The following is a 26,353-nucleotide window of genomic DNA, read 5'->3' as shown; positions in this document are numbered from 1 at the left end:
CGGTCAGCCGCCGGTCGACGCGACGAGGTCGCGCAGCACCGCCGGCATCAGCTCGGGGATATCCTCGGCAATCAGGCCCGGCCCGTGGCGCAGGCCGGCATCCCCGTGGAGCCAGACGCCGGCCGCGGCGGCCGCGAAGGGCTCCATGCCCTGCGCCAGCAGGCCGGCGATCAGGCCCCCGAGGACGTCCCCGGACCCGGCCGTCCCGAGATAGGGGCTGCCGTGGTCGTTGATGGCCGCACGGCCGTCGGGGGCCGCGATCACCGTATCGGCCCCCTTGAAGACCACCACGGCGCCGGTGAGCGCGGCCGCCGCGCGGGCCCGCGCCACCTTGTCGGCCCCCTCCACCACCGCGTCCGTCCCGTCGAAGAGCCGCGCGAACTCGCCGGCATGCGGTGTCAGCACGGCCCGCGCATCGCCGTCGGCGAGATGGGCGGCGAGCAGGGGCGCCTTCCCGGCGAAGCTCGTCAGCGCGTCGGCGTCGAGGACGAGGCCGCGCCCGGCCGCCGCCGCCACGGCAACGCGCTCCCGGGTCGGCTCGCCGGTGCCGAGCCCGGGTCCGGCCAGGATCACGTTCAGCCGCTCGTCGGTGAGCAGGTCGTCGAGGTCGTCGGCGCTCTCGCAGGGCCGCAGCATGATCGCCGTGAGGTGGGCGGCGTTCTCAGCCAGCGCGGCGACCGGGGACGCGACGGTGACGAGCCCGGCGCCGACCCGCAGGGCACCGCGGGCGGCGAGCCGGGCGGCGCCGGTCTTGGTGGCGGGCCCGGACAGGACCAGGGCGTGGCCGCGGGTGTACTTGTGGCTCGCGCCGGTGAGGTGCGGGAAGTCCCGGCCCCACAGGGCGGGCCCGTTCCGGTCAAGGGGCGCGCAGGCGGCCAGGCCGGCCTCCAGCGCCGCCAGGCCGGTCCCGATATCGGCGAGGCTGAGCTGGCCGCAGAGGCTCCGCCCGGGCTGGAGCAGGTGTCCCGGCTTGAAGGTCACGAAGGTCACGGTCTCCACCGCCCGGATGGCGGCGCCGCGCACCGCGCCGGTGTCGCCGTCGACCCCGCTCGGCACATCGACCGCGAGCACCGGCACCCCGGCGCGGTTCACCGTCTCGACGAGGGCGCGGGCGGCACCGTCGAGGTCGCGCGACAGGCCGGCCCCGAACAGGGCGTCGATCACGAGGTCGCAGGACGGCAGCGCGCCGCCCTCGGCCGCGCGCACCGGCCCCGTCCAGGCCTCGGCCGCCAGCGCGGCGTCGCCTGTCAGCGCCGACACCGCGCCGAGGCAGAGGAGGTCGACGGCGTAGCCGGCTTCGGCCAGCAGGCGCGCGGCCACGAAGCCGTCGCCGCCGTTGTTGCCCGGCCCGCACAGGACGACGACCCGGCCGCCCGCCGGCAGGCGGGCCCGGGCGCGGGTGGCCACGGCGGCCCCGGCCGCCTCCATCAGGGTCAGGCCCGGGACGCCGCCGTCGATTGCCGCCGCATCGACCCGCCTCATTGCCGCGACCGTCAGCAAGCGCATGTCCGCCTCCGAGTGTGCCCGTGCACCGATCAGACCTGACCAAAACCGCGCCAGATTCCGGCGAAGCGCCCTAAGGATGTGCGTGAAACGCACAGCAAATAGGCACTAAGGTCGGACACGCCGCGAAAACGGCATGGCGAAGGCGTCACGAGGATGTTAGAAATGCCAGGCACCGCAGCGCAGGCCCGAGCGGCATGAAGAAGATCGAAGCGATCATCAAGCCTTTCAAGCTCGACGAAGTGAAGGAGGCGCTCCAGGAGGTCGGTCTCCAGGGCATCACCGTCATCGAGGCGAAGGGGTTCGGCCGTCAGAAGGGCCACACGGAGCTCTACCGGGGCGCCGAGTACGTGGTCGACTTCCTGCCCAAGGTGAAGCTGGAGATCGTCCTGTCCGACGCTCTGGTCGAGGGCGCCGTCGAGGCGATCCGCAAGTCGGCCCAGACCGGCCGCATCGGCGACGGCAAGATCTTCGTCTCGACGATCGAGGAAGCGATCCGCATCCGCACCGGCGAGACCGGCACGGACGCGATCTGACAGATCCCCGCGCGGTCCCGGGACCGCCGGCGACCCGTTATTCCACGACACCTGCCCAAGATTTCGCACTGCGCGAATGTCCGGCATCGGCGCTTCCGACTCTGGAGCGCCGTCTTCCGCACCCCACATCATCGGGAACGGTCGGCCCGATCGGCCGCTTGAACCCGATGCAGGAGGAAGTGCGATGGCCGCCACGGACCCGCGCGAGACCGCCAAGATCTACGATCTGTCCGCGTTCCGACGCGCGCGCGAGACCGCCCGGGCGGTTCCGAACGCGAAACCCGCGTCCGTGCCGAGCTTCGGCGGGGGCGCCTGGTACCACGAAGCCGCCATCCGCGAGGACGAGCGCCCGCGACGTCCCTGAGGCGGAGGCGTGGGGCGCGATGGCGCCGCCCCCCGCAACCCTCGAACAAGCTCGACCGGGCCGCCTGCCCAACCTCCCCATCCCGAGGTGCCCGCGCCAGGGGGCCGCGAAGGAGCACTCTGCCGAGCAGTCCGGCCCCTGAGGCCTCGTTCGAGGCCTGGGGCGCGCTCAGGCAGCTCGGGATGAGGGCGTTAGCCCGGGAGTCCATCGCCCCGGAAACGGCGAAGCCGGACCCGAGGGCCCGGCTCCGCTAGCTCTGTCGGGAGACTTGGCGCCTCCCCCCGCGTCTTACGCGGCTGCGGCGGCCTCGGTCGGCACGGAAGCGATCGTCTTCAGCACCTGCGAGGCGATCTGGTAGGGGTCGCCCTGCGAGTTCGGACGGCGGTCTTCCAGGTAGCCCTTGTAGCCGTTGTTGACGAAGGAGTGCGGCACGCGGATCGAGGCGCCGCGGTCGGCCACGCCGTACGAGAACTCGTGGATCGAGGCGGTCTCGTGCTTGCCGGTCAGGCGCATGTGGTTGTCCGGACCGTAGACGGCGATGTGCTCCTCGCGGGCGTTCTTGAATGCCTCCATGAGCTTCTCGAAATAGGCCTTGCCGCCGTGCTCGCGCATGAACGCGGTCGAGAAGTTGCAGTGCATGCCCGACCCGTTCCAGTCGGTGTCGCCGAGCGGCTTGCAGTGGTACTCGACGTCGATGCCGTACTTCTCGCAGAGGCGCTGCAGGAGGTAGCGGGCCATCCACATCTCGTCGGCGGCCTTCTTGGAGCCCTTGCCGAAGATCTGGAATTCCCACTGGCCCTTGGCCACCTCGGCGTTGATGCCCTCGTGGTTGATGCCGGCATCGAGGCAGAGGTCGAGGTGCTCCTCGACGATCTTGCGGGCGACGTCGCCGACGTTCGAGTAGCCGACGCCGGTGTAGTACGGGCCCTGCGGCGCCGGGTAGCCGGAGGCCGGGAAGCCGAGCGGGCGGCCGTCCTTGTACAGGAAGTACTCCTGCTCGAAGCCGAACCAGGCGCCGGCATCGTCCAGGATGGTGGCGCGCTTGTTGGACTCGTGCGGGGTCACGCCGTCCGGCATCATCACTTCGCACATCACCAGCACGCCGTTCTTGCGGGCCGGGTCGGGGAAGTGGCGCACGGGCTTCAGCATGCAGTCGGAGCTGCCGCCCTCGGCCTGCTTGGTGGACGAGCCGTCGAAGCCCCACATCGGGAGCTGCTCGAGGGTCGGGAAGCTGTCGAATTCCTTGATCTGCGTCTTACCGCGGAGATTCGGGGTCGGCGTGTACCCGTCGAGCCATATGTACTCGAGCTTATATTTGGTCATTCCGGTTCTCTCGTCCGTATCGATGCGCGACCGGGGTAACCCTGGGCAACGCGAACGGCTTGCCGCCTCTCAGACGGCCGCAGCCGCCTTTGCATGGATCGTGCCAGGAAGGCCATTGCCGGAGAACAACGGTGCCCTAGAAACGGTGCGGCCCGATCACGCTTGCGAGATCGGGCGCGAGAACAGACTGATCGCTCTATCCGGCAACCGATTCCGATCCCCGGCGGGTGGCAAGGCACGCCCGCGCCGGATATCAAGCGCCGCCGGCCGGCGCGAGCGACCGCGTTCGGGTGCGCCACGAGAGACGGTTCAGAGATCCCTGGAGGATGCCCACGATGACCACTGCGGCCGAGGTGCTGAAGACGATCCGGGACAACGACGTGCGTTACGTGGACTTCCGGTTCACCGACCCGCGCGGCAAGTGGCAGCACGTCACGTTCGACGTGTCGCTCATCGACGAGGAGATCTTCGACGAAGGCACCATGTTCGACGGCTCCTCGATCGCCGGCTGGAAGGCGATCAACGAGTCCGACATGTTGCTGATGCCGGATCCGGTGACCGCCACGCTGGACCCGTTCTTCTCGGCCGCGACCATGTCGATCGTCTGCGACGTGCTCGAGCCGGCGACCGGCGAGCCCTACGGCCGCGATCCGCGCGGCACCGCCAAGCGCGCCGAGGCCTACCTGCAGCAGACCGGCATCGGCGACACGATCTATGTCGGCCCCGAGGCCGAGTTCTTCGTGTTCGACGACGTCAAGTTCGGCGCCGACCCGTACCGCACCGGCTTCGAGCTCGACTCCACCGAGCTGCCGACCAACGGCTTCACCGACTATGAGGGCGGCAACCTCGGCCACCGGGTGCAGACCAAGGGCGGCTATTTCCCGGTGCCGCCGCAGGATTCGGCGCAGGACATGCGCGGCGAGATGCTCGCGGCCATGCAGTCCATGGGCGTGAAGGTCGAGAAGCACCACCACGAGGTGGCTTCGGCCCAGCACGAGCTCGGCATGAAGTTCGACACGCTGACCCTGCTCGCCGACCACATGCAGATCTACAAGTACTGCATCCACAACGTCGCGCAGAGCTACGGCAAGTCGGCGACGTTCATGCCGAAGCCCGTCTACGGCGACAACGGCTCGGGCATGCACGTCCACCAGTCGATCTGGAAGGACGGCAAGCCGGTCTTCGCCGGCGACAAGTATGCCGGCCTGTCCCAGGAGTGCCTCTGGTACATCGGCGGCATCATCAAGCACGCCAAGGCGCTCAACGCCTTCACCAATCCGTCGACCAACTCGTACAAGCGGCTCGTGCCGGGCTACGAGGCGCCGGTGCTGCTCGCCTACTCGGCGCGCAACCGCTCGGCCTCCTGCCGCATCCCGTGGACCAAGAGCCCGAAGGCCAAGCGCGTCGAGGTCCGCTTCCCCGACCCGATGGCCAACCCCTACCTCGCCTTCTCGGCGCTGCTGATGGCCGGCCTCGACGGTATCCGGAACAAGATCGACCCGGGCCCGGCCATGGACAAGGACCTGTACGAGCTGCCGCCGCGGGAGCTCAAGAAGATCCCGACCGTGTGCGGCTCGCTGCGCGAGGCCCTGAACAGCCTCGACAAGGACCGGGCCTTCCTCAAGGAGGGCGGCGTGTTCTCGGACGACCAGATCGACTCGTTCATCGAGCTGAAGATGACCGAGGTGCTGCGCTACGAGATGACCCCGCACCCGATCGAGTTCGTGCAGTACTACTCGCTGTGATGTGACAGGGGCCGGGCGCGACGCCCGGCCCGGCACCCTCTCCCGGGCCGGGGCCTCTCGCAGGGGGCTCCGGCCTTCTTCTTGCGGCCACTCCGGCGTTATCCATCCCCGCCCGATCCCGATGCGCCCGTCAGCGCGAAGGCCGGCTCGGGACCCGCGCGGCCCGGGGGAAGGTCCGGCGACCGCGCCGACGCCGGCGGTCACGCGGAGCCCGCCCGATGCTCACCCTCGACCACCTCGTCGTCGTCGCGCCCGATCTCGCGGAGGGCGTGGCGCATGTCCGGAACTGCCTCGGCCTCGCCATGCCGGAGGGCGGCCGCCACCGCGAGATGGGCACGCGCAACCACCTCCTGCGCCTCGGCGACGCCCTGTTCCTGGAGGTGATCGCCGTCGATCCCGAGGCGCCGCCGCCGTCGGGCGCCCGCTGGTTCGGCCTCGGCGACGCCGCACGGGTGCGGGCGGACTGGGATGCGGGCCGGCGGCTGCGCGGCTTCGTCGCCCGCGCGGACGATCTCGACGGCGTTCTCGCCGCCCACGGCGCGCTCCTCGGCGCGGCGGCGACGATGACCCGCGGCGACCTGTCCTGGCGCTTCGCGGTACCCCCGGGCGGGGCGTGGCCGGCGGACGGCGCCGCGCCCTGCGCGATGGATTGGGGGCCGCGCGGCAACCCCGCCGCGACGATGCCGGATCTCGGCGCCAATCTGGAGGCGCTCGTCCTGACGCACCCGGATCCCGACGCCGTCGCGGGGCTTCACGCCGCGCTCGGCCTCGTCGACCCGCCGCGGGTCGTGGTGGGCCCGGGCCCGCGCTGGACCGCCCGGATCACGACGCCGTCGGGCCCGCGGAGCCTGACCTGACGGCGACGGACCCTCCTCGCCGGCCTGATCGGGTGGGTGACCGGCGAGGAGGGCCTGGCCGGGGCTCGCAAGCCCAGGCAGCCACAACCTACCAGCGACACATCGCGGTGCGGTGACAGGAAAGTCTCACCCCGCACAGGAAGTGTGCGGGATCCTCGCGACTCTCAGGTGTGCGCGAAGATGTCGGTCTCGGGCCAGCCGTCGAGGTCGAGGCGCGCCCGCGTCGGCAGGAAGCCGAAACAGGCGGCCGCGAGATCGGTGCGGCCTTCCCGGGCCAGCATGGCGTCGAGCCGCTCCCGGGCCGCGTGGAGGTGGAGGACATCCGAGGCCGCGTAGTCGAGCTGGGCCTGCGACAGGGTCTCGGCGCCCCAGTCCGAGGATTGCTGCTGCTTCGACAGGTCGACGCCGACCAGCTCGCGGACCACGTCCTTCAGCCCGTGGCGGTCCGTGTAGGTGCGCGCGAGCTTCGAGGCGATCTTGGTGCAGTAGACCGGGCTCGGCATCACGCCGAGGGCCCTGTACAGGACCGCCACGTCGAACCGCGCGAAGTGGAAGATCTTCAGGATGCCGGGATCGGCCAGGACCCGCTTGAGCACGACCGGCTCCGGCCCGGCTTGCGGGATCTGGACCACGTCGGCGGTGCCGTCGCCGGTGGAGAGCTGCACCACGCAGAGGCGGTCCCGATGCGGGTTGAGCCCGAGCGTCTCGGTGTCGATGGCCACCGCCCGGCCCGCGTCGTAGCTGGCGGGCAGGTCGCCGCGGTGAAGACGGACGGTCGGGCTCGGCATCGTTCTCGGACCTTGCGGGGTTTTCGGCCGGTAGCATCGGTGCCAAGTGCCGGCAAGCCGCGGACGATTCGCGCGGCCGGGACCGACAGGGAGCTGGACATGACGGCAGCCGAGGTGATCGCGACCCTGGGGTTGAAGCCCCATCCCGAGGGCGGCCATTATCGCGAGACGTTCCGCGATCCCCGCACCGTCGACGGGCGCTCGGTCGGCACAGCGATCTACTTCCTGCTCGATCTCGGCGAGGTCTCCGCGTGGCACCGGGTCGACGCCGCGGAGATCTGGCACTGGCATGCCGGCGCGCCGCTTGTGATCACCACCAGCCCGAACGGTCACGACGCGGCGGCGCAGCATCTCGGGCCGGACCTCGCCGCCGGGCAGCGCCCGCAATGCGTCGTGCCGGCCGGCCACTGGCAGACCGCCACCAGCCTGGGCGCCTGGACCCTCGTCGGCTGCACGGTCTCGCCGGGGTTCGACTTCGCCGGCTTCGAGATGGCGCCGCCCGACTGGCGGCCGACGCCGCGGGGCTAGACCGGCTTCGGCGACGCCCGCGAGGCGCGCACCGCCGTCAGCGCGCCGGCCACGATCAGCAGGCAGGCGAGCGCGAGGCCCGGTCCGGGGCTGGCATAGCCGGTCACCACCAGGATCAGCGTCGAGAGGACCGGCGCGGCGTAGGCGATGACGCCGAGCAGCCGGACGTCGCCGTGCTTGCAGCCGATATCCCAGAGGTAGAAGGCGGCGCCGACCGGCCCCAGTCCGAGCAGCAGCACGGCGCCCCACTGCGCGGCGTCGGCGGGCCAGATCGTCGTCTCGAAAGCCAGGTGGCAGGCGAGGCTCAGCGCCGCGGTGACCAGGCAGAAGCCCGCGACGGCGTCGGTCGGGACCTGCCCGACGCGGGCCGAAAGGACCGAGTAACCGGCCCAGACGAACGCCGCCGCCAGGGCGACGGCGTAGCCCGGCAGGGCTCCCGCGGCGAAGCCGAGATCGCCCCGGCCGGCGAACAGCACCGCGATCCCGGCGAGGCCGAGGAGCGCACCGATCAGATGACCCGGGCGCAGCCCGCCGGCCTCGGGCAGGCGCGCCGAGAACAGGACGATGAGCAGGGGCCACAGGTAGCTGATCAGCCCGGCCTCGGCCGGTGGCGCGAGGCGCAGGGCGCTGAAATAGAGGGCGTGGTAGCCGAACAGGCCGCCGACCCCGAGGATCCAGACCGGCCAGGGCTGGATCAGCGCGCGGGCGCGGGCGGGCCGGGCGATCCAGGCAACGCATCCGCAGACCGCGCCGATCAGGAAGGTCGTGGCGGCGAGCTGGAAGGGCGGCATCGCGCCCGAGGCGGCGGTGAAGAGGGCGAGCAGCGACCAAAGCGCGATCGCGCCGACGCCCGCGATCGTCGCGGCGGAACGGGGCGTCGGTCGGGACGGGATTCCTGCAGGCGCGGTCATCGGCGTCCGCTACCATGCGGCCGCCCGAGTCGGCGAGGTCGAGGGTCACGCCCCTGTCACCGTCCCCCTCTACCGGCGGCCTGAAACGGGAGGTTCGCGATGCGTGCGATGATGTTGGGGCTGGGGCTGCTTCTGGGGGCGGGCCCCGCGCTCGCCGGCGAGGCCGCCCAGCTCGGTCCCCGGCCCTTCTACCTCGTCGACCAGCTGAAGCCCGGGCCGCTCAAGGACAGGCTCGCCGCCTGCGGCGTCGACCGGACCTACACGCCCCGGACCTTCTCGATCTCGCACCGCGGCGCGCCGCTGATGTTCCCCGAACACACACGGGAGGGCCTGCTCGCCGCGTACCGGATGGGTGCCGGGATCATCGAGTGCGACGTGGCCTTCACCAGGGACCGCCAGCTCGTCTGCCGCCACAGCCAGTGCGACCTGCACACGACCACCGATATCCTGGCCCGACCCGACCTCGCGGCGAAGTGCACGCAGGGCTTCACGCCGGCCGATCCGGCCACCGGGCGGAAGGCCTCGGCCAAGTGCTGCACCAGCGACCTGACGCTGGACGAGTTCAAGTCGCTGAACGGGAAGATGGACGCGTCCGACCCGGACGCCACCACGGTGGCGGCCTACATGAACGCGACGCCGCGCTGGCGCACCGACCTCTACGCCGGCAGCGGCACGCTGATGTCGCACAGGGAGTACATCGCGCTGGTGAAGGGGATGGGGCGGAAGTTCACCCCCGAGCTGAAGGCGCCCCAGGTCCCGATGCCGTTCCAGGGCACCTACACGCAGGACATGTACGCCCAGCAGCTGATCGACGAGTACAGGCAGGCCGGCGTCCCGGCCTCCGACGTCTACCCGCAGAGCTTCCAGCTGCGCGACATCCTCTACTGGCTGGAGAAGGATCCGGAGTTCGGCCGTCAGGCGGTCTTCCTCGACGATCGGGACGAGACCGCGAAGGGCTTCGACCCGGAGAAGCCCGCCACGTGGCAGCCCGGCATGGCCGAACTCGCCCGGAAGGGCGTGAAGATCCTGGCGCCGCCGCTGTGGATGCTGGTCCGGCCGGGGCCGGACGGGACGATCGAGCCCTCGACCTACGCCCGGGAGGCCAAGGCGGCCGGGCTGGGGCTGATCGCGTGGTCGCTGGAGCGCTCCGGCCCGCTGAAGGGCGGCGGCGGGTACTATTACCAGTCGATCAAGCCGGTGGTCACCGGCGACGGCGACATCCTGCGGCTGCTCGACGTCCTGCACGGACAGGTCGGCGTGCTGGGGGTCTTCTCCGACTGGCCCGCGACCACGACCTTCTACGCCAACTGCGTCGGCGCGCCGTAGCGACGCGGCTCAGTCGGCCCACAGGGCCACGAGGGAGAAGAAGCCGGCCATCGCGAAGTTCACGATCAGGAAGCCGGTGATGATGAGGGCGAGCGTCATGGCGGCCTCGGAGGCGGAGCGGTATGGGGGATGGGGGCGCGGCGCGGCCAGGCCTTCGTGGACCTGCGCCGCCCGCCGACGGACCCCGCGGCGCGTCCGCGGGGCGTGCGCGGTGTCCGCCTAGTACGGGATCAGCACGTAGACGAGGTTGGACAGGTACTCGCCGCTCAGCGGCTTCCAGCCGAGCCGCCGCCGGATCAGGCCGTAGCCCGCGCAGGTCAGCGCGGCGGAGCCGAGGACAGCCAGCGTGAACCAGGCCAGGCTGGCGGTCGCGAACCCGACGGTGCTGCCGAACAGGGCCACCGTCACGAAGATGATCCGGCTCGGGTTGCGCGGGCCGCGCGTCGTCATGTCGGACATGGGGACCTCCCTCGATCCGGATCAGCGGGCGCGGCAGTTCGGGCCGTACCAAGTCATGGTCCGGCGATCCATGCCGCCGTCCGAGGAGGCGCCGCAGACGGGGAAGCGCGGGTCGCCGGTGCGCTGCAGGCTCATCACCCTGTAGAGGTCCTGCTGGGCCTCGCGGCGGCGGTTCTGCTCGGCGAGCTGAGCCTGCCAGTACAGGTTGCTGTTGGACTGGGCGACGGCGCGCTGCTGGTGAAGGCCCATCATGCACTCGGCGAAGCCGTCGGTGCCGGGCTCGAAGCCGAAGGCGTAGCACTGGTTCTGATCCAGCGCGTGGCGCTCCTGCGGCGTGACGCAGGCCGCCAGCCCCAGGGCACAGGCCGCCGCGAGGCCGAGCTTCGCGGCGGCGGGCAGCGCGCGGCCGCGGCGCACGGCCGAGCGGTCGTCACGCGTCTCTGTCGTGCGGGAAGAACAATCCTGGCTCGCGCCGATAAACTGAACGCCGAATTTACCGTGAAACCAGTTGTTCATGACCCTCGGGACCTCGATTTCTATCGGCGGGACCATCCGTGAGCCGATGGAAGGAGATCTATACGAGGCCGCTCGAATTGTTCGTGTCTCAGAACACGCGGGCCGGCGCGCCGATCGCTGCCCGCAATGCCCGCTATCCCGCCCGACGCGCGATTCCGCACGCGGGGAAGGACTTTCGTCACGCTTGATGGTTCGGATGGTGCGGGCCCGCGGCCGGCGGCACGCGCGGCGCGTGGGCCGGAGCGGCGCGGCCCGGGACGATCGCCGGCAGGCGGGGCCCGGCGCGGGGAGCGCCGTCGTCGGGCTCGGCCGCGCGGCGTGTGGGAAGGAACGCTCTTCGGACGGAGAGATGCGCGCCCGACGCGGTGGGGCTACTTGCCCACAGGGCAGGCGCGCCGGTTCGATCCGGCGCGCCCGCGGCGATCAGACGAAGTGCTGGCCGCCGTTGATGGTCAGTGTCGAGCCGTTCACGAAGCCGGCCTCGTCGCTGGCGAGATACTCGACCGCGTGGGCGATCTCGTCGGACTCGCCGAGGCGGCCGGTCGGGATCGTCGAGATGATCTTGTTGCGGATGTCCTCGGGCACCGCCATCACCATCTCGGTGGCGATGTAGCCCGGCGCCACCACGTTGACGGTGATGCCCTTCGAGGCGCTCTCCTGCGCCAGGGCCTTGGCGAAACCGATTACGCCGGCCTTGGCGGCCGAGTAGTTGGTCTGCCCGGCCTGGCCCTTCTGGCCGTTGATCGACGAGATGATGATGATGCGGCCGAAGTTGCGGCTGCGCATGCCCTCGATCAGCGGACGGGTGCAGGTGAACATCGAGTCGAGGTTGGTCTTGATGACCGCCTGCCACTTCTCGAACGTCATCTTGTGGAAGGCGCCGTCCCGGGTGATGCCGGCGTTGTTCACCAGGATGTCCACCGGGCCGAGTTCGGCCTCGATCGCCTTGATGCCGGCCTCGCAGCTCGCGAGATCACCCACGTCGAACTTGAAGACCGGGATGCCGGTCTCGGCCTTGAAGGCGTTGGCCGCCTCGTCGTTGCCGGCGTAGTTGGCGGCGACCTTGTAGCCCTTGACCTTGAGCCGCTTCGAGATCGCCGCGCCGATGCCGCGGGTGCCGCCCGTCACGAGGGCGACGCGTCCTTGAGCCATTGTTTCCTCCTGTTCGCATCACTTGATGCCGCGTGCGGATGGCGTCCGCACGCGATTTTTTCTGACTTCGGCCTTAAGTCTATGTTGTGAGCCGATACTGTCGTGACAGACCGATCAGGTCCGCTCGACGCACATCGCCACGCCCATGCCACCGCCGATGCAGAGCGTGGCGAGGCCCTTCTTGGCGTCGCGGCGCTTCATCTCGTGCAGCAGGGTGACGAGCACACGGGCGCCCGAGGCGCCGATCGGGTGACCGATGGCGATGGCGCCGCCGTTGACGTTCACCTTCGCGTCGTCCCAGCCCATGTCCTTGTTCACGGCCAGCGCCTGGGCCGCGAAGGCCTCGTTGGCCTCGATCAGGTCGAGGTCGGACGGCTTCCAGCCGGCCTTCTCCAGGGCCTTGCGGGAGGCCGGGATCGGGCCGGTGCCCATGACCTTCGGATCGACGCCGGCGGTCGCCCAGGACTTGATCCGGGCGAGCGGGGTCAGGCCGCGGCGCTCGGCCTCCGAGGCCGACATCAGCACCAGGGCGGCGGCGCCGTCGTTGAGGCCCGAGGCGTTGGCGGCCGTGACGGTGCCGTCCTTGGTGAAGGCCGGCTTCAGCTTGGCCATCGCCTCGATGGTGGCGCCGTCGCGGATGTACTCGTCGGTGTCGACGACCGTGTCGCCCTTCTTGCCCGGCACGGTGACGGGGACAATCTCGTCCTTGAACCGGCCCTCCTTGCGGGCTGCCTCGGCCTTGTTCTGCGAGCGGGTCGCGAACTGGTCCTGCTGCTCGCGGGTGAGCTGGAAGGCCTGGGCGACGTTCTCGGCGGTCTGACCCATGTGGTAGCCGTTGAAGGCGTCCCAGAGCCCGTCCTTGATCATGGTGTCGACGAGCTTCACGTCGCCCATCTTCTGGCCGCCGCGCAGGTACTGCGCGTGGGGCGACAGGGACATCGATTCCTGACCGCCGGCCACGATGACCTTGGCGTCGCCATTGGCGATCTGCTGCATGCCGATCGCGACCGTGCGCAGACCCGAGCCGCAGACCTGGTTGAGGCCCCACGCGGTGGCCTTCTCGGGGATGCCGGCCTTGATGGCGGCCTGCCGGGCGGGGTTCTGGCCGGCGCCCGCGGTGAGGACCTGCCCGAAGATCACCTCGTCCACCTCATCGGGCGAGACCTTGGCCCGCTCCAGGGCGGCCTTGATCGCCGTCGCGCCGAGCTCGTGGGCCGGCACCGCCCCGAAGGCGCCGCCGAACGAGCCGACCGGCGTGCGCGCCGCCCCGACGATGACGATCTCTTCGCTGCCTGCCATGTGAACGTTCTCCTCTCGCGAGCCGGCGCGCCTCCACGTCCCGGGGCGCGCTCTGTGCCGGCTCTGGGATGAAGGGCTTGAGGTCGGCGAAGTCAAGGTTGTGCATCGATGCGCCAAACGCGCCGATGACGCGACCGCGAGACTGAAATGGCGCGGCCGCCCCGACCACTCTGCATTATTCTGCGTTGAAGAGCTGCAGTTTGCTGTTTTCTGCGCCCGGGGAAGGCTTTAAGGATCGTGTTGCGGGCGCGAAGACAGCCCCCGCCAGACAGCACCGCGCGTCTGCAACGCCCCCCGGTCCCGAGTCCAGAAAGGCCGTTCCCGATGGCGGATACCGTCAAGGCCACCCAGACCGTCATCAAGAAGTACGCCAACCGGCGCCTCTATCACACCGGCACCTCGACCTACGTGACGCTGGAGGACCTCGCCACGATGGTGCAGAACGGCGAGGATTTCGTCGTCTACGACGCGCGCACGGGCGACGACATCACCCGCTCGGTCCTCACGCAGATCATCTTCGAGCAGGAGAACAAGGCCGGCGCCGAGAACCTGCTCCCGGTGGCGTTCCTGCGCCAGCTGATCCGCTTCTACGGCGACAGCATGCGCACGATGGTGCCGAGCTTCCTCGAATTCTCGATGGCGAATTTCGCCAAGGACCAGGACGGCCTGCGCGAGAAGTTCGCCCAGAGCTTCGGTCCGGCAGCGTTCCAGAACGCCATCGAGCAGCAGGTGCGCACCAACATGAACTTCTTCGGCGACGCCATGAAGATGTTCACGGGCTTCGCGCCGCCCGCGCCCGGAGCCCAGCCGACGGCGCCGGCCCCGACACAGTCCGCGCAATACGGGGGCGGCGAGCTGGACGATCTCAAGCGCCAGATGCTGGAGATGCAGCAGCGCCTGGAGGCGCTCGCGAAAAAGTAATTCGGCCGGACCGGCCGGTCGAAGGGTTGACGATCCGTAAACGTCGGCCCCACCTTTGCGACACGGGCACGGAAACGTGCGGAGAATGTGCGCATGGTGCGGATCGGAACAGTCAGCCGTCTCGGCCCGACACAGGTCCGGCCCACCCGGCGCGCGCCGGTCCCGGACGCGGACGGATCCCCCGAGGCGGCGCGGACGGAGGTCCAGGCTCTCGCCCTGATCGACGGGGGCCGGTCCGACGAGTCGCCCGCCCCCCGGACAGCAGAACGCGCGGCCGCGGGGAGACCCCGCGCCGGCTTCATCGCGCAATTGCTGACGGCGGGTGATCCGACGCTGCTGCCGTCGCGCCTGGAACGGACCCGGATGGCCGCCGCGCGCTACGCGGAGGCGGCGCGGCGCCTCGCCTGAGGCGCCGCCCTCGCGAAGGCTCAGGCCTCGGCGGACTTCACCTTCAGCACCTGACGGCCGCGGTACATGCCGGTCTTCAGGTCGATGTGGTGCGGGCGGCGCAGCTCGCCGGAATCCTTGTCCTCGACGTAGGTCGGCGCCTTGAGGGCGTCGGCCGAGCGGCGCATGCCGCGGCGGGAGGGGGAGGTCTTTCGCTTCGGAACGGCCATGGCTGGATCCTTCGTGACGCCGCGGACAAAGCGGCGCGCGGGCGGCTCCTCGATCGAGGATCGCCACGCACACCGCGGGATACGGATGAGGGCCGGCTTATAGCTCCGGCGCCGGCCCGTGACTAGGGGTGCCGGACCACAACCGTTAAGCGCGGGTTCAATCGGGGCGGCGCAGTTCTGACGCGACGGCACCGCGGTGCGGGCCGCGCCTCTCGGGAGAACGCCATGGCCTCCTCCACCAAGACCCTCGCCCTCCTCGCCCTCCTGTCGAGCCTCGTCGCGGCTCCCGCCCTGGCGCAGGCGCCCCAGGCGCCGACGACCGCGGCTCCCGTGGCCCCCGCGAAGCCCGCGGCGCCGAGCGCACCGGTCGCCGGATCGCCGAACGCCGCCAAGGGGGCACTCATCGACCTCAACAGCGCCAGCGCCGAGGAGCTCGACGCCCTGCCCGGCATCGGCGCGGCCCGCGCGGCCGCGATCATCAAGGGGCGGCCGTATCGCGGGAAGGACGACCTCGTCTCCAAGAAGATCATCCCGAAGAACGTCTACGACGGCATCAAGGACAAGGTCATCGCCAAGCAGAAGTAGCCGCTACTCGGCGATCGCCCCCTGAGGCATGGAGAAGCCGGGGGGCGTCTTCGGGGCCGCGGCGGCCTTCGGCGCCGCGTGCCGGGGCGCCTTCTTGCGGGCCTCGGCCTTCGGCACCTTCGGCGCCTTGACGGCGGGCGGCGCCTCGCAGGCGCGGAACGTGAGCTGCGCCAGGGGCGTCCCCTCCTCGGTGACGATCGCGATCGGATCGGGGAAGGTCGGCAGCGTCGGCTCCCACTGGATCGGACTGCCCAGCATCGCCTCGACGCCCGACGCGGCGCCGCCGCGCCGCAGCGTCGTGAAGTCCGGCCCGTAGGCGGTGGCGACCTTGCCGGCGATCACGACCTGGAGAACCTCGTTCACCTCGGTCGTCAGCGGCCTGAGCGGGTTCGTCGTGCGGACCTGCCCGGCCCGCGTGATCACCATCTTGAACCCCTTGGCGCTCTCGAACCGGGCCGCCTGCGTGCCGCAGGGCTGCTCGAGAGTCGGACCGGCGGCCGGCGTGGAGCTCGCCGCCCGAGGGTCGATCTGACCGGGCGTTGCCGGCGCCGCCGCGGGCGCCGCAGGGACAGGCGCGACCTGGGCAGGCGCGACCTGGGCAGGCGCGAACTGGGCAGGCGCGACCTGGGCAGGCACGGCCGGCTTGCCGGCGGGCGCCGCCGGAACGCTCTGCATCATCGACAGGCAGAGAGGGCTGGCGAGCAGCAGCCCGGCCACCCCGCGCGCGCGCAGCCTCATCGCGCGGCTCCCGGCGGATCCCCGCGGAGCGGCTGGTTGCGCTGCGTCCGGTCGAGAGCTCGGATCGGCTCCAATTCAATCGCTTCCAGATCGAGCACCCGCGGGTCGAGCACCTGTGCGCTGCGGTCGATCGGGCTCTTGCGCGGTCCGACCGAGCCGATGAGCAGGTCCTCGTCCTCGATGTCGAGTTCGGAACCCATGCGCAGGGGCTCGCGCCGGCCGCGCGCCGCCATCGCGGCGACCGCGACGATGGCGACGGCGAAGACCAGAATAGCCAGGATGATGAACAGGCGCTCCATCAGGAGGCCAGCTCTAACCTGCGGTTCGGGCCACCGCCACCCCATCCAGGCCTCGATGTCTCCCCGCCGCGTCGCGGCCGTGTCCCCGATCGCGCGCGGAACGCTCCTTGCGTGGGCCGTCGGACCGGGTAGATGCGGGCAGACCGGAGCCGGGACCGACCGATGCAGCACGAGCCGAGCCGCGAGCCCGAGGAACTGGAGGCGCACCTCCTCGGCCTGATCGAGGCCGCCCGGGAGCAGGCCCGGGAGGATCCGTTCCGCAATCCCGTCCTGGCGGTGACCTTGGCGATCACCCGGCGCTTCGACCGGGACGAGATCTCGACCGGCGACCTGGACGGGCTGTTCGTGCGCCTGCGCGCCGCGGCCCTGGCGGCGCGGGCGGAGCGGCTGCGCGCCTATGTCGGGCTCGACGCCGGCCCGGACGACCCGCAGGCGGGAATTCCCGCCCGGCTCGTGGCGGCGGCCCCCGACCGGGCGGACAGCGTCGAGACCTTCGCGGCCCTGATCCACCGCACCGCCTTCGCGGTGGTGTTCACGGCCCACCCTACCTTCGGCATGCCCCGGGCCGTCGCCGGCCTCCTCGCCGAGGCCGCGAGCCTGCCCGACGCCAAGGACCGCGCCGGGCTGATCGCGCGCGCGGCGGCCCTGTCGACGCGGCCGGACGCGCCGATCACCCTGGATGTCGAGTTCGAGCAGGCCTGCGCGGCGGCCAATAACGGCCGGCTCGCCCTCGACGCCTTCAACGGCGCCCTGCTCGACGCCGCCCGCGCGCGCTGGCCGGACCGCTGGACGGAGCTGACGCCCCGCCCCTTCGCCATCGCCAGCTGGGTCGGCTGCGACACCGACGGACGGACCGATATCGGCTGGTGGGACACCCTGCGCTACCGGCTGATCTCGAAGCGCATGCAGTTCGACCGGGTGATGCGCGACCTGCCGGAGATCCCCGCCTGCCGGGAGGTCCGGGCCCTCGCCGAGAACGCCCTGGCGGCGGTGAACCGCCAGCTCACCGTGGCGCCGCGCCTCGGCGACCAGCCCTCCCTCGAGGCGGTGCACCGCTTCGCCCTGGCGCTCATCATCGAGCGCGAGCGCGCCCAGACCGATGCCGGCGCCCTCGTCGCCGGGCTGACCCAGGCCCTCGAGGCCGCCGACGACGCGGGCGACCAGCGCCGGATCGCCATCCTGCGCGCGGGCGTCGCGACGCACGGCCTGTCGAACGCCCTGCCGCATTTCCGGCTGAACGCCAGCCAGATCCACAACGCGGTGCGGCGGGTGATCGACCTGGAGGGCGAGCCCACCGACGCGGCCCGGCGCCGCTCGCACCTCGCGACGATCCACACCCTGCTGAACGACGTCCGCCCGGTGGCCGTCGATTTCGGGGCGCTCGCGGCCGAGCGGGCCTCGGCGGCGCGGCTGATGATGACGATCGCCCAGATCCTCAAGCACGTGGACGGCACCCATCCGGTGCGCTTCCTCATCGCCGAGACCGAGACCGGCTACACCCTGCTCGCGGCCCTCTGGCTCGCGCGCCACTACGGCATCGCCGACAAGCTCGAGATCACGCCGCTGTTCGAGACGGCGAGCGCCCTCGAGCAGGGTATCCGGGTGCTCGACGACGCCCTGCGCAACCCGCACTGGCGGCAGTACCTGAAGCGCATCGGCCGGCTCACCGTGCAGTTCGGCTACTCCGATTCGGGCCGCTACGTCGGCCAGCTGGCGGCGACCTTCTGGATCGAGCGGCTGCGGCTGCGCATCACCGAGATGCTGGTCCAGAACGGCCTGTCCGACGTCGAGCTCGCGATCTTCGACACGCACGGCGAGTCGATCGGGCGCGGCGCCCATCCGACCTCCCTGCGCGACCGCCTCGCCTACCTCGCCCCGGAGGATGCGCGGGACCGGGCCCGAAAGGCCGGCATCCGGGTCAGGCTCGAATCGAGCTTCCAGGGCACCGACGGCTACCTGCTGTACGGCACCGAGGCGCTGGCGCGCGCCAGCGTCGCCCGCATCGCCGAGCACGTCTACGCGCTCGACGTGACGGAGGAGGATTCGTTCCCGGACTACGCCTTGAACGACCGGCCGAAGGCCTCCGACGGCAGGGTCGATCCGATCTACGCCGAGCCGGATTTCGCCCTCGAGTTCTTCACCGCCGCCCGCCAGGACATGGAGGCGCTGGTCGACGACCCGGGCTACGCCGCCCTGCTCGGCACCTTCGGCCCGAGCCTGATCGACCGGACCGGGTCGCGCCCGGTGGCGCGCCAGACCGACAACGGCGGCCCGGCGCGGATCACCCATCCGCGCCAGATGCGGGCGATCCCCAACAACGCGATCCTGCACCAGCTCGGCTTCCTGGCGAATTCCCTCCACGGGATCGGACGGGCCGCCCAGCGCGGCCCGGACCTGTTCCGCGACATGCGGCGCGATTCGGTGCGCTTCTCCCGGGCCTTCCGGCTGGTCCAGCACGCCGCCTCGGTCGGCGACCTCGACGTGCTGCGGGCCTACATCGACACGCTCGACCCGGCCGTGTGGCTGGAGCGGGCGCGGCGCACCCAGAAGGATTTCCGCCGGGACGAGCTCGTGGTGATCTCGGGCGCGCTGGAGCGCCTCGACCTCGCCCCCGCGCTGCGGAACCTGTTCGGACGCCTGACCCGGGACTGGCTCGCCCTGAGCGCGGCCGCCCCGGACCTGCCCGCCATGTCGGCCCGGCTGACGCTGCTCCACGCCCTGCGCCTCGCGCTGATCCACCGGATCTGGTTCCTGGCGGTGCACATCCCGGGCTTCCGGCCGCAGGCGGGCATCTCCCGCGAGCAGCTGCTGGAGCGCTTCCTGCGGCTGGACATCGACGGCTGCCTGAAGCTCCTCGACGCGATCTTCCCGGTCACGCCGGACCCGACGCTCGGCCTCAATTTCGGCGAGCCGGCCGGCCCGCGCGACGTCGGCACCTACGAGTCCGAGCACGCCAACCTGTTCCAGCCGATTCGCCGGATGTTCGATCAGGTGCGGGAAATCTCGGGGATGATCCAGCACGAGGTCGGGGCGTTCGGGTAGGCGCGGCCCTCAGGCCGCCTCCACGCGCAGGACCGTGCCGCCGATCCCGGTGACGCGCACCCGCCGGCCCGCCGGCAGGTCGGGCCCCTCGACCCGCCACAGCGTGTCGTCGAAGCGGATCCGGCCCGCGCCCCGCACGATCGGCTCGTCGAGCACCCCCTCGCGCCCGATCAGGCCCCGGTCGGCCCGGTTCAGCTCCGGCCCGGTACCCTTGCCGCGCCGCTGGAGGCGCGTCGCGAGCGCCACCAGGGCGACGGCGAGACCGGCGAACAGCAGGGTCTGGCCCTGCCAGGGCATGGGGAGCGCCGCCGCCGCGAGGCCGGTCGCGACGGCGGCGAGCCCGAGCCAGATCAGGAACACGCCGGGCAGCAGGATCTCGGCACCGGCCAGCACGAGGCCGGCGATCACCCAGCTCCAGGCCGCCCCGAGGGCCTCGAAGGTTCCGGCGAGGGAGGCGATCGTCACCGGCGTCAGGCCCGCGGCGCAGCGACGTTCGGCGGCGTCCCGGTGCGCCGGGGCGCGGCGGCGCCGTCGCCGAAGACCGAGCGGGTGAGTTCGCCGATGCCGCCGAGGGTGCCGGCGAGCGCCGCAGCCTCGATCGGCACCACCACGACCCGCTGGTTCGGCGCGGTGGCGATCGCCCGCACGGCGTCGACGTACTTCTCGGCCACGAGGAAGTTCGCCGCCGCGATGTCGCCCTCGGCGATCGCCCGGCTGACCATGCCGGTCGCCGTCGCCTCGGCCTCGGCGGAGCGCTCCCGCGCCTCCGCGTCGCGGAAGGCGGCCTCGCGCCGGCCCTCTGCCTCCAGGATCGCCGACTGCTTGCGCCCCTCGGCCCGCAGGATCTCGGCGGCGCGCTGCCCTTCCGCCTCCAGGATCGAGGCGCGCTTCTCGCGCTCGGCCTTCATCTGCCGGGCCATCGCCCCGGCGAGATCGGCCGGGAGCACGATGTCCTTGATCTCGATCCGGTTGATCTTGACGCCCCAGGGCGAGGCCGCCGCATCCATCACCCGGAGCAGGCGCTCGTTGATCTCGTCGCGGTGGGCGAGGAGCTGGTCGAGATCCATCGAGCCGACCACGGTGCGGATATTGGTCATGGTCAGCGTCGTGGCGGCGAGGTCGAGGCTCGAGACCTCGTAGGATGCGCGCGCGGCGTCGAGGACCTGGTAGAACACGACCGCGTCGATGGTGACGCCGGCATTGTCGCGGGTGAAGGCCTGCTGGCTCGGCACGTCGATGACCTGCTCCATCACGTTGACCTTGCGGCCGACGCGCTCGACGAAGGGCGTGATCAGGCCGAGGCCGGCGTCGAGGCTGCGGGCGTAGCGGCCGAAGCGCTCCACCGTGTAGACGTAGCCCTGGGGCACGATCTTCACGCCCGCGGCCAGGGTGACGATCACCAGCGCCGCCACGCCCACGGCGAACACGCTGAGCCCGAACGGAAGCCCCATCGACACCCCTCCCCTGCCGACGCCACGGCCGGCGCGGCCGGCGCGGCCCGCAGCCTAACAGGCCGCTCCGGGCTCCGCGACCGCGGACGCAGGGGCGCCCGGGGGCGTGCCGCGCCGCGGCGTGAACGGCCACCCGCTCATCTCGATCATCAATGGTTCAGGCCGCCGCGCTTACGAAGCCGGCAAGCGTCGCGTTCGTCGTCGCTCAGACCCCGTCGAAGCAACGCTTGTTGAAGAAACATTCGGCATGATCCCCGCCACCCTCGCCGCGGAAAGAAGTCCTTTCACGCCGCTGCGGGCGGCAGAAATCCCCACCCAACCGGACTCGGTGCGCGCGTGAAGATCGCTGTCCTCGCACATCTGAAATACCCGATCGGCCAGCCCTATGCCGGCGGCCTGGAGATGCACACGCACCTCCTGACCGTCGCGCTGAAGCGGCACGGGCACGACGTCACGCTGTTCGCCAGCCGCGGGTCGGACCCGGCGCTCGATCCCGTGACGCTCTGCGATCCGACCGGGGACGCGCTCCTCGATCCCGAGCGCGAGGAGGTGATCGACCGCACCGAGGAGGACGCCTACCGGCGCATGATGGAGATGGTCGCGGCCGGCGGCTTCGATCTCGTCCACAACAATTCCCTGCACGCGCTGCCGCTGCGCGAGAGCGCCCGGCTGGGCCTGCCCTGGGTGACCGTGCTGCACACGCCGCCCTTCGAGTCCCTGGTCAGCGGCGTGGTCCAGGCCGATCCCGACATGGCCTTCCTGGCGGTCTCGCCGTCCCTGGCGCAGGAATGGGCGCATCTCGTGCCCGGCGCCCAGGTGGTCGACAACGGGGTGGACCTCTCGACCTTCGCGTTCTCACACGCTGCCGACGATCCGCCCTTCGCCTTCTGGTCGGGCCGGATCGTGCCCGAGAAGGGGCTGCACCTCGCGATCGACGCGGCCCGGGCCGCCGGGCTGCCGCTCACCTTCGCGGGTCCCAAGCTCAATCCCGGCTACTGGGCCGCCGAGATCGCCCCGCGCCTCGGTCCGGACCTGACGCATCTCGGTCATCTCTCCCACCGGGACCTCGCCCACCATCTCGGCCGGGCCCGCGTGGCGATCGTCTCGCCGCGCTGGGAGGAGCCCTTCGGCCTCGTCGTGGCGGAGGCGCTCGCCTGCGGTACCCCGGTGGCAGCCTTCCGCCGCGGCGCCATGCCCGACATCCTGGACGCGTCCTGCGGCCGCCTCGGGCGCCCGGACGATCCGCAGGATCTCTCGGTGGCGATCCGGGAAGCCGCCGGCCTGTCGCGCCGGGCCTGCCGCGACCGCGCCGAGGCGCTCTACGACGCCGCCGCCATGACCGGGCGCTATCTGGAAGCCTACGACGCCGTGATCGCGCGCTGCGCCGAGCGGGCGCGGCCGGCCCTGCGCGTCGCCGGAGGACGCGGCTGAACGGCGCGGATCCGCGCGCCGCAATCCGCACCCGAGCCCGGAGCCCGGCGGCATGACGGGCCGCCCTCGACCTCCGCGGCGCACGAGGGTGCCACGGGAGACCTGCCATGACCACCGACGCCGACCACCCGGCCCCACCGCCCTGCGTCGTCTGCATTCCCGCCCGGAACGAGGCCGAGCGCCTGCCCCGCCTGCTCGCCTCCCTGGCGGCGCAGAACGGCGTCTCGGCGCGGGCGCCGCTGCGCGTCGTGGTGCTGGCCAACAATTGCACGGACGGGACCGTCCAGGCGGTGCGGGACGTCGAGGCCTCGGGCATCCTCGCGACGCTGACCCTCCGGCTGATCGCGGTCGACCTCGTCGGCGCGGACGCCCATGTCGGCACGGCCCGGCGCATGGCGCTCGATGCCGGTGCCGACTGGCTGGAGGCCGACGGTGAGCCGGACGGCATCCTTCTCACCACCGACGCGGATGCCCGCCTGCCGGCCGAGTGGGTGGCGGCCAATCTCCGCGCGCTGGAGGCCGCGGACATCGTGGGCGGCCGGCTGGTGATCGACGACGACGGCACCCCGGACCCCGCCCTCGCAGACCTGCACGCGCGCATCGAGCGCTACTGGTCCGGCGTCCGCCGCCTGGAGGACCTGCTCGACCCGCCGCCCTACGACCCGGCCCCCCGCCACGGCGACCATACCGGCGCGAGCCTCGCCGTTCCCGCGATCCTGTACCGGGCCGTGGGCGGACTGCCGGCGCTGCCCTGCGGCGAGGACAACGCCCTCGTCGGGCTGCTGCGCGCCAACGGTGCGCGCCTGCGCCACTGCCCGGACGTGCAGGTCCTGGTCTCGTCCCGCCATCAGGGACGGGTCTCGGGCGGCATGGCCACCGAGATGCTCCGCCGGACCCGCGTCCTCGACGGAGAGGCCTACCTGCTGCCGGAGGCGGCCCACTGGCAGGCGCTGATCCTGCGCCGCGCGGCCCTGCGCCGGGCCTTCCACCTCGACCCCCAGGCCCGCGCCGCGGCCTGCGCGCGGCTCGGGCTCGACGCGGAGGATCTCGCCGCCGTCGGGGCCTGTCCGAACGATATCGCCTTCGTGGAGCGGGCCGATCGGATCCTCGAGTCGCGCAGCCCGCCCGCGCGGGAATGCGCCCTCGATCTGGCGGTCGCCGATCTCGACGCCCTCGCCCTGTCCCTGAGGGACGCCGCGTGACCCGCGGCATCGGCTGGTACGTCCACCACCAGGGCGCCGGCCATCTCCAGCGGGCCCGGGCGGTCGCGGGCGCCCTGAACCGGCCCTGCACCGTCCTCGGCACCCTTGCCGGGTTCGACACCGCAGGCCTCGACATCGTCGACCTGCCCGACGACCGCCCCCTCGGCGACGCGGCCTTCGACGGCCGGGACGGCGCCATCGAGCGGCCCGAGGCCCTGCACTACGCGCCGCTCAAGCATCCGGGGGTCCGCGCGCGGATGGCGCGCATCGCCGCCTGGGCGGAGCGGGCCGACCCGGCCCTCCTGGTCGTCGACGTCTCGGTGGAGGTGGCGATCCTGGCGCGTCTCCTGTCGGTGCCGACCCTGGTGGTGCGCCTCGCGGGGACACGGACCGACCGGCCGCATCTGGAAGCCTTCCGCAGCGCAACGCGGCTGCTCGCCCCCTTCCCCGCCGCGCTCGACGGCGCGGCCGTGCCGGACTGGGTCCGGGCCAAGACGCTCTACGCGGGGTTCCTCGGCGCGCCGGCGCAGGCCCCGACCGAATCGGGGCGCGAGATCGTGGTGGTGTTCGGCCGGGGCGGCGCGGGCGGCAGCCTCGCGGAGCTCGCCGCGGCGGCGCGGGCGGTACCGGACCGGCCGTGGCACGTCCTGGGACCGGTCTCGGGCTCGGGCCCCGTGCCAGACAACCTGCACCTGCACGGCTGGGTCCCCGACGTCGAGGCGCGGGTCGCGCGGGCGGCTTTGCTGGTGGGCGGCGGCGGCGACGGCGTCGTTGCCCTGGCCGCCGCGCAGCGGAAACGCTTCCTCTGCCTGCCGGAGGAGCGGGCCTATGGCGAGCAGACCGAGAAGGCCGAGGCGCTGGCCCGGCTCGGGGCCGCGGTCGTGCATCCCGGCTGGCCCTCGCCCGCGGCGTGGCCGGGCCTGATCGCGGCGGGCCTCGCCCTCGACCCCGCGTTTATCGGCGGCCTGCACGATCCGGACGCGGTCCGGACCTGCGCCGCGACGATCGACGATCTATTGCGGCGCCTCTGATCGGTCGGCCAGCGAAGATCCGAACGTCGGCAGCGCCGAAGCGGGATCCGCTCCGGCGCGGGTAGCGCAGTCCGAGATCAGGAGATCAGGTCGAGCTTCGCCGCCTCGATCCCGTCGGCGCGGATCGCGTCCGGCAGGGACGAGAAATCGCGATATCCCGCCTCGCGCGCCATGGCGTCGAGGGCCGTCTGCTCATCGGCAGCCGCGCCAGTCCAGAGCACCGCGCCGCTCTTTTTCTGTCTAATCTGGAAAATGCTCATCGATCCCTCCCCGGTCCCGAGAAGACCATCGATCTATTAACGTCGCTATTCGTGGCGGGTTGCAGCTGGATCGATCTAAACCGCCGCGCTCCGGCCGCCACGATGACCTGCGGCGCGAGGCCCGGCGACGGCCTCGCGCGACGGCGCTATGCTCGGCACCGTCCAGGATGGCTCGCCATGAAAACGCCGACCTGCCCAGCGAGGGAGAGGCAATACCCGTCCAGCGCCGACTGCGAGGTCCCCGCCGTGAACTCCGTCCGTTGGCGCGCGTCTCGCCTCAGTCTCCTGTGCGGGCTCGCGATGCTCGCGGCGGCGCCGGCCCGGGCGGTCGAGACCGCCGCCGTTCCCGACGCCGCCGCCATCGCGCCCGCGGTCACGGTCGTGCCGGCCGAGAGCCGCGAGATCGTCGAGCGGGCCGTCGTCACCGGCACACTGGTCCCCCGGGACGAGATCCTCGTCTCCCCCGAGGTCGAGGGTCTGCGCATCACCGATCTCCTCGTCGAGGAGGGTGACCGCGTCACCAAGGGACAGGTTCTCGCCAAGCTGTCGCTGGAGATGATCGTCACCCAGGAGGCCTCGAACGCGGCGGCGATCGCCCGCGCCGAGGCGGCCATCGTCCAGGCCCGGAGCCAGATCGTCCAGGCGGAGGCCGCCAACCTGGAGGCCAAGCAGGCGCTCGAGCGGGCCCAGGCGCTCGCCAAGACCGGCAACGCCACCGCGGCCGTGCTGGAACAGCGCGTCTCGGCGGCGCAGGGAGCGGAAGGCCGCCTCGCCGCCGCCAGGGGCGGCCTGCAATCGGCCCAGGCCGACCTCGCCACGGCGCGGGCCGCCGGGGCCGAGATCGCCCTGCGGCGCGCCCGCACCGACATCCGCGCCCCCGAAGCCGGGATCGTCAACCGCCGCACCGCCCGGATCGGCGCCACCGCCACGGCGGCGGGCGAGCCGCTGTTCCGGCTGATCGCCCGGGGCGAGATCGAATTGGAGGGCGAGGTGCCCGAGACGTCGCTGGCGCGCATCCACGTCGGCAATCCGGCGAGCCTCGACCTCGATGACGGTCGCCGCCTCGCCGGCAAGGTGCGCCGGGTCTACCCGGAGGTCGACCGGGCGACGCGGCTCGGCAAGGTGCGCATCCGCCTCGGCGATGATCCGGCCCTGCGCATCGGCGCCTTCGCGCGCGGCAGCGTGGAGATCGCGCGCCGCACCGGCATCGCCGTCCCGGTCTCCAGCCTGCTCTACGCGGCCGACGGCCGCGCCAGCGTGCTCGTGGCGAGGGACGGGCGCGTCGAGGCGCGGCCCGTGACCACGGGCCTCTCCGCCGACGGCTTCACGGAACTCCGCTCCGGCGTCGCGGCCGGCGAGAGCGTCGTGGCCCGCGCCGGAAGCTTCCTGCGCGACGGCGACCGCGTGCGCCCCGTACCGGCCGCCACCGGCACGCCGATCGCCGACGCGGCGCCGCGGTAGGACGAGTC

The 26,353-nt window shown here is 72.0% G+C and carries 29 protein-coding genes; 15 read left to right on the top strand and 14 right to left on the bottom strand.

The window, feature by feature from the left end; all coding sequences use genetic code 11:
* Nucleotides 1-3 precede the first annotated feature (3 nt).
* Nucleotides 4-1,506 (bottom strand): NAD(P)H-hydrate dehydratase, encoded by a 1,503-nt coding sequence (locus ACTJK8_RS05975; RefSeq protein WP_440761644.1) that lies wholly within the window; start codon nucleotides 1,504-1,506, stop codon nucleotides 4-6.
* A gap of 194 nt (nucleotides 1,507-1,700) precedes the next feature.
* Here ACTJK8_RS05975 and ACTJK8_RS05970 point away from each other — a divergent pair, with 194 nt between their 5' ends.
* A complete protein-coding gene (locus ACTJK8_RS05970) occupies nucleotides 1,701-2,039 on the top strand; it encodes a P-II family nitrogen regulator (protein ID WP_003600526.1) in 339 nt (112 codons plus the stop codon).
* A gap of 184 nt (nucleotides 2,040-2,223) precedes the next feature.
* Nucleotides 2,224-2,403, top strand: a complete 180-nt coding sequence (locus tag ACTJK8_RS05965; RefSeq protein WP_024828283.1) for a DUF2735 domain-containing protein — start codon at nucleotides 2,224-2,226, stop codon at nucleotides 2,401-2,403.
* Between the two features lie 288 nt (nucleotides 2,404-2,691).
* Here ACTJK8_RS05965 and ACTJK8_RS05960 read toward each other — a convergent pair whose 3' ends face one another.
* Nucleotides 2,692-3,726, bottom strand: coding sequence for a glutamine synthetase beta-grasp domain-containing protein (locus ACTJK8_RS05960; RefSeq protein ID WP_012322031.1), 1,035 nt, complete (start codon nucleotides 3,724-3,726; stop codon nucleotides 2,692-2,694).
* Nucleotides 3,727-4,061: 335 nt separating this feature from the next.
* Between ACTJK8_RS05960 and glnA the strand changes: the two genes are divergently transcribed.
* Nucleotides 4,062-5,471, top strand: a complete 1,410-nt coding sequence (gene glnA, locus ACTJK8_RS05955; protein ID WP_012322030.1) for a type I glutamate--ammonia ligase — start codon at nucleotides 4,062-4,064, stop codon at nucleotides 5,469-5,471.
* A 218-nt stretch (nucleotides 5,472-5,689) separates the two neighbouring features.
* On the top strand, nucleotides 5,690-6,328 hold the full coding sequence (locus tag ACTJK8_RS05950) for a VOC family protein (protein WP_440761643.1): 639 nt from the start codon (nucleotides 5,690-5,692) through the stop codon (nucleotides 6,326-6,328).
* Nucleotides 6,329-6,492: 164 nt separating this feature from the next.
* Here the strand turns inward: ACTJK8_RS05950 and ACTJK8_RS05945 are convergent, their stop codons facing one another.
* On the bottom strand, nucleotides 6,493-7,116 hold the full coding sequence (locus ACTJK8_RS05945) for a ribonuclease D (RefSeq protein ID WP_012322028.1): 624 nt from the start codon (nucleotides 7,114-7,116) through the stop codon (nucleotides 6,493-6,495).
* A 99-nt stretch (nucleotides 7,117-7,215) separates the two neighbouring features.
* Here ACTJK8_RS05945 and ACTJK8_RS05940 point away from each other — a divergent pair, with 99 nt between their 5' ends.
* Nucleotides 7,216-7,644, top strand: coding sequence for a cupin domain-containing protein (locus ACTJK8_RS05940; RefSeq protein ID WP_012322027.1), 429 nt, complete (start codon nucleotides 7,216-7,218; stop codon nucleotides 7,642-7,644).
* On the opposite strand, the gene yddG is transcribed toward ACTJK8_RS05940, so the two are convergent.
* Entirely contained in the window at nucleotides 7,641-8,555 is a 915-nt protein-coding gene (gene yddG, locus ACTJK8_RS05935) for an aromatic amino acid exporter YddG (RefSeq protein WP_012322026.1), read from the bottom strand. The genes ACTJK8_RS05940 and yddG overlap by 4 nt on opposite strands.
* A gap of 99 nt (nucleotides 8,556-8,654) precedes the next feature.
* Here yddG and ACTJK8_RS05930 point away from each other — a divergent pair, with 99 nt between their 5' ends.
* Entirely contained in the window at nucleotides 8,655-9,881 is a 1,227-nt protein-coding gene (locus ACTJK8_RS05930) for a glycerophosphodiester phosphodiesterase family protein (RefSeq protein ID WP_012322025.1), read from the top strand.
* 219 nt (nucleotides 9,882-10,100) lie between these two features.
* Here the strand turns inward: ACTJK8_RS05930 and ACTJK8_RS05925 are convergent, their stop codons facing one another.
* From ACTJK8_RS05925 to ACTJK8_RS05910, 4 genes are all read right to left on the bottom strand, one after another.
* Entirely contained in the window at nucleotides 10,101-10,340 is a 240-nt protein-coding gene (locus ACTJK8_RS05925; RefSeq protein ID WP_043074928.1) for a hypothetical protein, read from the bottom strand.
* Nucleotides 10,341-10,361: 21 nt separating this feature from the next.
* On the bottom strand, nucleotides 10,362-10,757 hold the full coding sequence (locus tag ACTJK8_RS05920) for a hypothetical protein (protein WP_024828285.1): 396 nt from the start codon (nucleotides 10,755-10,757) through the stop codon (nucleotides 10,362-10,364).
* A 522-nt stretch (nucleotides 10,758-11,279) separates the two neighbouring features.
* On the bottom strand, nucleotides 11,280-12,008 hold the full coding sequence (phbB, locus tag ACTJK8_RS05915) for an acetoacetyl-CoA reductase (protein WP_440761642.1): 729 nt from the start codon (nucleotides 12,006-12,008) through the stop codon (nucleotides 11,280-11,282).
* A 114-nt stretch (nucleotides 12,009-12,122) separates the two neighbouring features.
* Nucleotides 12,123-13,307, bottom strand: a complete 1,185-nt coding sequence (locus ACTJK8_RS05910) for an acetyl-CoA C-acetyltransferase (protein WP_012322021.1) — start codon at nucleotides 13,305-13,307, stop codon at nucleotides 12,123-12,125.
* A 324-nt stretch (nucleotides 13,308-13,631) separates the two neighbouring features.
* Here ACTJK8_RS05910 and phaR point away from each other — a divergent pair, with 324 nt between their 5' ends.
* Both phaR and ACTJK8_RS05900 read left to right on the top strand, forming a co-directional pair.
* Nucleotides 13,632-14,228 carry a polyhydroxyalkanoate synthesis repressor PhaR gene (phaR, locus tag ACTJK8_RS05905; protein ID WP_012322020.1) on the top strand — a complete coding sequence of 199 codons (597 nt, stop codon included), beginning with the start codon at nucleotides 13,632-13,634 and terminating at the stop codon, nucleotides 14,226-14,228.
* 93 nt (nucleotides 14,229-14,321) lie between these two features.
* A complete protein-coding gene (locus ACTJK8_RS05900) occupies nucleotides 14,322-14,636 on the top strand; it encodes a hypothetical protein (protein WP_024828286.1) in 315 nt (104 codons plus the stop codon).
* A gap of 20 nt (nucleotides 14,637-14,656) precedes the next feature.
* Here the strand turns inward: ACTJK8_RS05900 and rpmF are convergent, their stop codons facing one another.
* Complete coding sequence (gene rpmF / locus ACTJK8_RS05895) at nucleotides 14,657-14,845, bottom strand: 50S ribosomal protein L32 (protein ID WP_003601373.1); 189 nt, start codon at nucleotides 14,843-14,845, stop codon at nucleotides 14,657-14,659.
* 225 nt (nucleotides 14,846-15,070) lie between these two features.
* On the opposite strand from rpmF, the gene ACTJK8_RS05890 reads away from it, so the two are divergent.
* Nucleotides 15,071-15,430 (top strand): helix-hairpin-helix domain-containing protein, encoded by a 360-nt coding sequence (locus ACTJK8_RS05890; protein ID WP_012322018.1) that lies wholly within the window; start codon nucleotides 15,071-15,073, stop codon nucleotides 15,428-15,430.
* A gap of 3 nt (nucleotides 15,431-15,433) precedes the next feature.
* Here the strand turns inward: ACTJK8_RS05890 and ACTJK8_RS05885 are convergent, their stop codons facing one another.
* Nucleotides 15,434-16,168, bottom strand: a complete 735-nt coding sequence (locus ACTJK8_RS05885; protein ID WP_440761641.1) for a hypothetical protein — start codon at nucleotides 16,166-16,168, stop codon at nucleotides 15,434-15,436.
* Nucleotides 16,165-16,467, bottom strand: a complete 303-nt coding sequence (locus tag ACTJK8_RS05880) for a hypothetical protein (protein WP_024828288.1) — start codon at nucleotides 16,465-16,467, stop codon at nucleotides 16,165-16,167. The genes ACTJK8_RS05885 and ACTJK8_RS05880 overlap by 4 nt, the downstream gene beginning before the upstream one ends.
* 162 nt (nucleotides 16,468-16,629) lie before the next feature.
* On the opposite strand from ACTJK8_RS05880, the gene ACTJK8_RS05875 reads away from it, so the two are divergent.
* On the top strand, nucleotides 16,630-19,509 hold the full coding sequence (locus ACTJK8_RS05875; protein ID WP_012322015.1) for a phosphoenolpyruvate carboxylase: 2,880 nt from the start codon (nucleotides 16,630-16,632) through the stop codon (nucleotides 19,507-19,509).
* 9 nt (nucleotides 19,510-19,518) lie between these two features.
* Here the strand turns inward: ACTJK8_RS05875 and ACTJK8_RS05870 are convergent, their stop codons facing one another.
* Together ACTJK8_RS05870 and ACTJK8_RS05865 are read right to left on the bottom strand one after the other, a co-directional pair.
* Nucleotides 19,519-19,974 carry an NfeD family protein gene (locus ACTJK8_RS05870; protein ID WP_012322014.1) on the bottom strand — a complete coding sequence of 152 codons (456 nt, stop codon included), beginning with the start codon at nucleotides 19,972-19,974 and terminating at the stop codon, nucleotides 19,519-19,521.
* Nucleotides 19,975-19,979: 5 nt separating this feature from the next.
* Nucleotides 19,980-20,960, bottom strand: coding sequence for an SPFH domain-containing protein (locus ACTJK8_RS05865; RefSeq protein WP_012322013.1), 981 nt, complete (start codon nucleotides 20,958-20,960; stop codon nucleotides 19,980-19,982).
* Nucleotides 20,961-21,081: 121 nt separating this feature from the next.
* On the opposite strand from ACTJK8_RS05865, the gene ACTJK8_RS05860 reads away from it, so the two are divergent.
* The 4 genes from ACTJK8_RS05860 to ACTJK8_RS05845 all read left to right on the top strand — a co-directional run bounded on the left by ACTJK8_RS05860 (nucleotide 21,082) and on the right by ACTJK8_RS05845 (nucleotide 24,624).
* On the top strand, nucleotides 21,082-21,300 hold the full coding sequence (locus ACTJK8_RS05860; protein WP_133250894.1) for a hypothetical protein: 219 nt from the start codon (nucleotides 21,082-21,084) through the stop codon (nucleotides 21,298-21,300).
* The gene (locus ACTJK8_RS05855; RefSeq protein ID WP_012322012.1) at nucleotides 21,297-22,391 is read left to right on the top strand and encodes a glycosyltransferase family 4 protein; all 1,095 of its coding nucleotides are present in this window, start codon (nucleotides 21,297-21,299) and stop codon (nucleotides 22,389-22,391) included. Before ACTJK8_RS05860 ends, ACTJK8_RS05855 begins: the two co-directional genes overlap by 4 nt.
* A 107-nt stretch (nucleotides 22,392-22,498) precedes the next feature.
* Nucleotides 22,499-23,593 (top strand): glycosyltransferase, encoded by a 1,095-nt coding sequence (locus ACTJK8_RS05850; RefSeq protein ID WP_012322011.1) that lies wholly within the window; start codon nucleotides 22,499-22,501, stop codon nucleotides 23,591-23,593.
* Entirely contained in the window at nucleotides 23,590-24,624 is a 1,035-nt protein-coding gene (locus ACTJK8_RS05845) for a glycosyltransferase (RefSeq protein ID WP_287082593.1), read from the top strand. Before ACTJK8_RS05850 ends, ACTJK8_RS05845 begins: the two co-directional genes overlap by 4 nt.
* A gap of 77 nt (nucleotides 24,625-24,701) precedes the next feature.
* Here the strand turns inward: ACTJK8_RS05845 and ACTJK8_RS05840 are convergent, their stop codons facing one another.
* Nucleotides 24,702-24,884 (bottom strand): hypothetical protein, encoded by a 183-nt coding sequence (locus ACTJK8_RS05840; RefSeq protein WP_012322009.1) that lies wholly within the window; start codon nucleotides 24,882-24,884, stop codon nucleotides 24,702-24,704.
* A 177-nt stretch (nucleotides 24,885-25,061) separates the two neighbouring features.
* Between ACTJK8_RS05840 and ACTJK8_RS05835 the strand changes: the two genes are divergently transcribed.
* On the top strand, nucleotides 25,062-26,345 hold the full coding sequence (locus tag ACTJK8_RS05835) for an efflux RND transporter periplasmic adaptor subunit (RefSeq protein WP_058608144.1): 1,284 nt from the start codon (nucleotides 25,062-25,064) through the stop codon (nucleotides 26,343-26,345).
* Nucleotides 26,346-26,353 lie beyond the last annotated feature (8 nt).

It is taken from the genome of Methylobacterium sp. 22177 (genome assembly GCF_052045615.1).
In the GTDB taxonomy this organism is placed as follows: domain Bacteria; phylum Pseudomonadota; class Alphaproteobacteria; order Rhizobiales; family Beijerinckiaceae; genus Methylobacterium; species Methylobacterium radiotolerans.
The sequence above is the reverse complement of the archived record's forward strand: the minus strand, read 5'-3'. Positions and strand labels throughout refer to the sequence as shown.